The organism is bacterium (assembly GCA_040757115.1).
Lineage (GTDB): Bacteria > UBA9089 > CG2-30-40-21 > CG2-30-40-21 > SBAY01 > JBFLXS01.
The window spans coordinates 1-4959 of the sequence record JBFLYA010000273.1 but is presented as its reverse complement, the minus strand read 5'-3'; the positions used below and the strand labels follow the sequence as shown (position 1 = coordinate 4959).

Sequence of the window (4959 nt, the reverse complement as noted above, 5' to 3'; positions counted from 1 at the left end):
CCATTGAAACTAAACTAAGTAACATCGCTAAGGCTAAAAGAGGTGCTCTTTTCCATAGCCCGGCGTAATCCGAAATTTCATCTGTTCCTGTTTGATTAGAAAAGGCAATGACGACTAAAAAGGCACCAAGTGAGGCTAATGAATAAACTAAAAGGTAAAGTATAATTGAACCTATCCCCAGTTCTGTGGTAACTGCTAATCCAATCAGAATATATCCCGCATGAGCGATACTGGAATAAGCCAGCATTCGTTTGATATTTGTTTGAGGTAAGGCACATAGATTGCCAAGCCCCATAGAAAGCACTGATAAAACCGCCATCAAGGGTAACCAATCTACCTTTATATCCACAAAACAGACTAAAAAGACCCGCAGAATGACTACAAATCCCGCTAACTTCGATGCCGTGGCAAGGTAGGTGGTAATCGGTGTAGGTGCTCCCTCGTAGGTATCAGGAACCCACATATGGAATGGTGCTGCGGCAATCTTAAACCCAAACCCAGCCATTAATAAAACTATGCTTAAAAGGACTATTGGACTCAGAGTATCCGGGGATATGTCTTTAAGGAATGTTGACCCGGTTAATCCGTAGAGGAAACTTATGCCATAAAGTAGAATAGCCGAAGATAATACCCCAAATAAAAGATATTTTACCCCCGCCTCACAAGATTTGGGGTCTTTCTTTAAATAACCAGTGAGGATGATGCAGGATAAACTGGCAAGTTCTAAGGAGATAAAGATGCTAATAAACTCTGCACAAGAAGTCATAAATAACATCCCCATCGTAGCAAAAACTAAAAGGTAATAGTATTCCCCCTGGTTAGCTGGAAGTTTTTTAACATAGGCTAATGAAGATAATATCACTAACCCAGTTATCGCCAGCAATAATTGTTTAGAAAAGACGGCTAACTTATCAATGACAAACATTCCACCAAAAATCTCACCTGATTTTAAGGTTAAGGTAGTGATAAAACCAAATATCAAGCCAATTACTCCTAACCAACCCAGGATAGTTCTATCCTTACCTTTTGGCAAAAACAGGTCAATAACAAGTATAGATATAGCCGTTGCAAATAAAGTTATTTCTGGCCCTAATAAAGACCAATCAAATTTACTCCAGTCCATCATTTTTTTCCTCCAAATATGTTTGGTATTGTTATCGGATTTAAACTGACTTATTTACTTTTTAACAGCATACTATCAAATGTCTGTGAGGGAACGTTGACGGATTCTACTTCTTTCCACAACTGTAAATTTTCCATTTATAAGTATTTCCTTTTTCTGTAATATCTTTAGTAATATTTCAGCAGGTTCTTTTGGAGTTGCAGGTTCAAATCTAAAATATAAAACTCCAGCAAATACAAATTGTCTGTGTTGGTAAATCAATTCCCCATAATCTCTATCGAATGTCAAAATAACACGATTTTCTTTTTGAGCTCGTTTTAAAATATCTATGTCTTTTGCACCAGGTGTTTCTTCAAGTATACTCGCTATATTATAACCTGCTCTTCTTAACATTTGGATACTAAGCAATGGGAAATTTTCATTTGCTAAAAAGTTCATTAAGCTGCCTCTGCGGGTATGGAATATAAAAATTCCTCACGCATACAATCTGTAACAAACGCAAAAACGGCACGTAAACTTTCCGGTGTTAATGTAGAATAATTTTCAAGTATTTGTTGTTCTGTCCAACCTTGTGCCAAAAGTCCCAAAATAAATTCAACTGCCAGCCTTGTTCCTTTCACTACTGGTTTCCCAAGTAAAATTTCTGGGTCTGAATGTATAAATTCCTTCCAATAGATATCATTTGACATAATTCTTTTTCCTTCTTTTAAAATCTTCCCGCTAATTGCAATATCGTTGCATTCATTACATCTAAAATTACCTTTGGATATAGACCGACTAATATGATTAAAAACATCAATGGTGTCAATGAAATCCATTCACGAATATCTAAATCTACCAGTTTAGTATATTTTTCGTTTAAGTCGCCAAAGAATATCTGACGATACATCCAGAGAAAGTAAATAACCGTGATTAAAACCCCAAAGACAGCCACTGCTGTAATTATAGAGAATATCAGATTATTTTCCTTTGGTTATTTTGTTTATATCCGCACAAGTTCATAATTTGTGTTACAATGCATTATACAGAACTCATTTCGTATAAATCAGCCGTGAATTTACCAGATGACTTAACTATTCCTTTTAAAATAACTTCTATCTTTCTTGCTGATGACAATGGTATTGATTCCTGCCCACAATTTGGACATACATAAATAATCAAATCCGAAATAATGATTGGTTTGCCGTAGCGATGAAAAAGTTTTTCACTTTTTCTCACCTCCATCGGAGATAAACAACCATTGGGACATTCCATAAATAATTACCCCTTGTTCACGGTAATAATAAATCCTGGTTTACAATCTTTTACTACAACTACAAGATTACCTTTAAATATTGGTAACTATTCAGCCACAGATGGACACGGATGAAACACTGAAAATTCATAATCCGTGTCCGTTTTCCGTGTCCGTAATTAGACTGAAGGCTGAAGGCTGAAGGTTTTTTCTCCTTCTGACTTTTATCTTCTATCCTGCTTGATTCTCTGCCAGTGGAGGAAATTTCCACCCCCTAACCCCCGCCAGCGGGGGACAACCCCTCTGCCCTCTACCTTTTGCTCTCTGTATTTATCCGTGCTAATCCGTGTTAATCAGTGGCTGAATAGTTACCTGAAGTTTCGTGAATTTTTTATGATTCCTTTTGTCTTTAATCTTTGAGTTCTTTGCGGTTAAAAAAGGATAAATCGCAAAGGAGAGAAAACCAGATAATCTATTCTTAACATCCTGTCTATCATGTCCATCCTGTCAAAGAAAAAACTTGACCTGAACGGTTACCATCAAAAATCTAAAACTACCATTGGATATAGTCCGACAAACACAATATTGCCCCAATATAGTCTTCAAACTCTTGTTGATAACAAAAATGTTGATGGTTGTGCGTCAACTATATAATTTCTGCTTCACTTATTAAGCGTTTCCATAATGATTCAACACCTAATATCTTTGTCCAATGTTCTAAATAGTCTAAATCTAATTTGCTATATTGAACTTCATATACCCGCAAAGCATCAGTAAATTGTTTTTCACTTCCACCGGATAACTTCGCCCATCTCAATTTGGCTAAGATTGTATCCTCTGGGCTTGAAACCTGAATTTCTATCCCCATAAATTTTTCAGTAATTTTGCGAGAAAACCGTAATTGATCAAAAGGTTCATCCGTCAATATCCAAAAATCAACTTTATCTCCCCCTTTTAAATCAATTAGATTAACCATACTTTGTTTATCAATTGCATCAAGGAAACTTTCTTCATCTAAATAAAAATCAGGTAAAGAAAAGATTTTAATCAACTCATGAACTTTTGATTTTTGAATAGCAATAATCATATCAATATCATGAGTAGATCTGGGTTCACCCTGTAGACTTGAAACGATAGAGCCTGTGAGCATATACGGAATTCCCTCCTGGTTAATTACACGGATAACTTTCTTTAATAATTCTTGTTGTGACATTTATCCAGACGCTCCAAAAGTATTTTTTTGAATTCTTCATCATCCAGATTGGGAAATCTTTTATGCAATCCATGAATAAAGAGTTGTTTAGCAAATTTTGACAACTCAAATGCCTTAAGCAACCTTGCTTCAGGTGACATCTGACGAAGCACCTGGAGATATATCTTGTGATTTGGATGTTTTTTAATATTCATAATTATTAAAACTTCCCCGCTAATTGCAATATTGTTGTATTCATTATATCCAGAATTACTTTTGGATATAGACCGACTAACACAATTAAAAACATCAATGGTGTCAATGAAATCCACTCGCGGATGTCTAAATCTACCAGTTTGGCATATTTTTCATTCAGGTCGCCAAAGAATATCTGACGATACATCCAGAGAAGATAAATAGCCGTGATTAAAACACCAAATACCGCCGCCGCGGTAATGATAGAAAATACCGGGAATGCCCCTAAGAAACATAATAATTCACCGATAAATCCGGCTAAACCTGGTAATCCTAATGAGGCCATAACGGCAATACCCATAATGGAGGCATACGCAGGCACTACCCTGGCTATGCCGCCAAAGGCATTGATGTCTCGCAGATGTGCACGGTCGTAAATCACCCCAACCAACATAAATAAAGAACCGGTAACAATCCCATGCGTAAAGCATTGCATCAAGGCACCATTAAGTCCTATTGGCGTCAAAGCCGCAATGCCAAGTAAAACATAGCCCATGTGGCTTATGCTTGAATAGGCAATCATCTTCTTTAAATCCGTCTGAGCCATAGCCACAAAGGCACCATAAATGATATTTATCAACCCGAGGATTGCCAGGAAATAGGCGAAATATTTGGCACATTCAGGTAAAATAGGCAGACTAACCCGCAAAAAACCATAAGCGCCCATTTTTAACAAGACGCCGGCTAAAATTACACTGCCTGCGGTTGGTGCCTCTACATGAGCATCTGGTAACCAGGTATGGAATGGCCACACCGGAATCTTTACCGCAAACCCCACATAAAGGGCTAAAAAGACTATGTTGGCGACAAATGTAGATTGGAAGATTTGCGGTTTCTGGGATAATTCCAATATATTGAATGTATGCGGCTGAACGCTAAAATATATCCCCAGAAAGCCTAACAGCATAAAAAGACTGCCAATGAGGGTGTAAAGAATGAATTTAATCGCCGCATATTCCTTTCGTGGCCCTCCCCAAATACCAATGATAAAATACATTGGCACTAACACCAACTCCCAAAAGATATAAAACACAAACAGGTCTAATGCCATAAATACCCCTAACATCCCTGCCTCTAAGATTAAAAATAAGGCAAAATATTCCTTTACACGGACATTAACATTCCAGGAAATAGTTAAGGATAAAAGAGAAAGCA

At 37.0% G+C, this 4959-nt stretch carries 9 protein-coding genes; 1 reads left to right on the top strand and 8 read right to left on the bottom strand.

The features are described 5' to 3' along the window. The 5 genes from AB1422_16840 to AB1422_16820 form a co-directional block, all read right to left on the bottom strand. A partial coding sequence (locus AB1422_16840; protein ID MEW6620974.1) for an NADH-quinone oxidoreductase subunit N occupies positions 1–1126 on the bottom strand: 1126 nt, incomplete at its 3' end. 72 nt (positions 1127–1198) lie between these two features. Next, positions 1199–1561 carry a DUF5615 family PIN-like protein gene (locus AB1422_16835; protein ID MEW6620973.1) on the bottom strand — a complete coding sequence of 121 codons (363 nt, stop codon included), beginning with the start codon at positions 1559–1561 and terminating at the stop codon, positions 1199–1201. Continuing rightward, the gene (locus tag AB1422_16830) at positions 1561–1800 is read right to left on the bottom strand and encodes a DUF433 domain-containing protein (GenBank protein ID MEW6620972.1); all 240 of its coding nucleotides are present in this window, start codon (positions 1798–1800) and stop codon (positions 1561–1563) included. Before AB1422_16830 ends, AB1422_16835 begins: the two co-directional genes overlap by 1 nt. A 29-nt stretch (positions 1801–1829) precedes the next feature. Continuing rightward, the gene (locus tag AB1422_16825) at positions 1830–2057 is read right to left on the bottom strand and encodes a hypothetical protein (protein MEW6620971.1); all 228 of its coding nucleotides are present in this window, start codon (positions 2055–2057) and stop codon (positions 1830–1832) included. An 86-nt stretch (positions 2058–2143) separates the two neighbouring features. Further along, complete coding sequence (locus tag AB1422_16820; GenBank protein ID MEW6620970.1) at positions 2144–2377, bottom strand: hypothetical protein; 234 nt, start codon at positions 2375–2377, stop codon at positions 2144–2146. Between the two features lie 475 nt (positions 2378–2852). On the opposite strand from AB1422_16820, the gene AB1422_16815 reads away from it, so the two are divergent. Further along, positions 2853–3011 carry a hypothetical protein gene (locus tag AB1422_16815; protein ID MEW6620969.1) on the top strand — a complete coding sequence of 53 codons (159 nt, stop codon included), beginning with the start codon at positions 2853–2855 and terminating at the stop codon, positions 3009–3011. On the opposite strand, the gene AB1422_16810 is transcribed toward AB1422_16815, so the two are convergent. The 3 genes from AB1422_16810 to AB1422_16800 form a co-directional block, all read right to left on the bottom strand. Then, complete coding sequence (locus tag AB1422_16810) at positions 3004–3570, bottom strand: hypothetical protein (protein MEW6620968.1); 567 nt, start codon at positions 3568–3570, stop codon at positions 3004–3006. The genes AB1422_16815 and AB1422_16810 overlap by 8 nt on opposite strands. After that, the gene (locus AB1422_16805; protein ID MEW6620967.1) at positions 3549–3764 is read right to left on the bottom strand and encodes a hypothetical protein; all 216 of its coding nucleotides are present in this window, start codon (positions 3762–3764) and stop codon (positions 3549–3551) included. Before AB1422_16805 ends, AB1422_16810 begins: the two co-directional genes overlap by 22 nt. Positions 3765–3769: 5 nt before the next feature. Next, positions 3770–4959, bottom strand: a 1190-nt coding sequence (locus AB1422_16800) for an NADH-quinone oxidoreductase subunit M (GenBank protein MEW6620966.1), incomplete at its 5' end; no start/stop codon positions are given.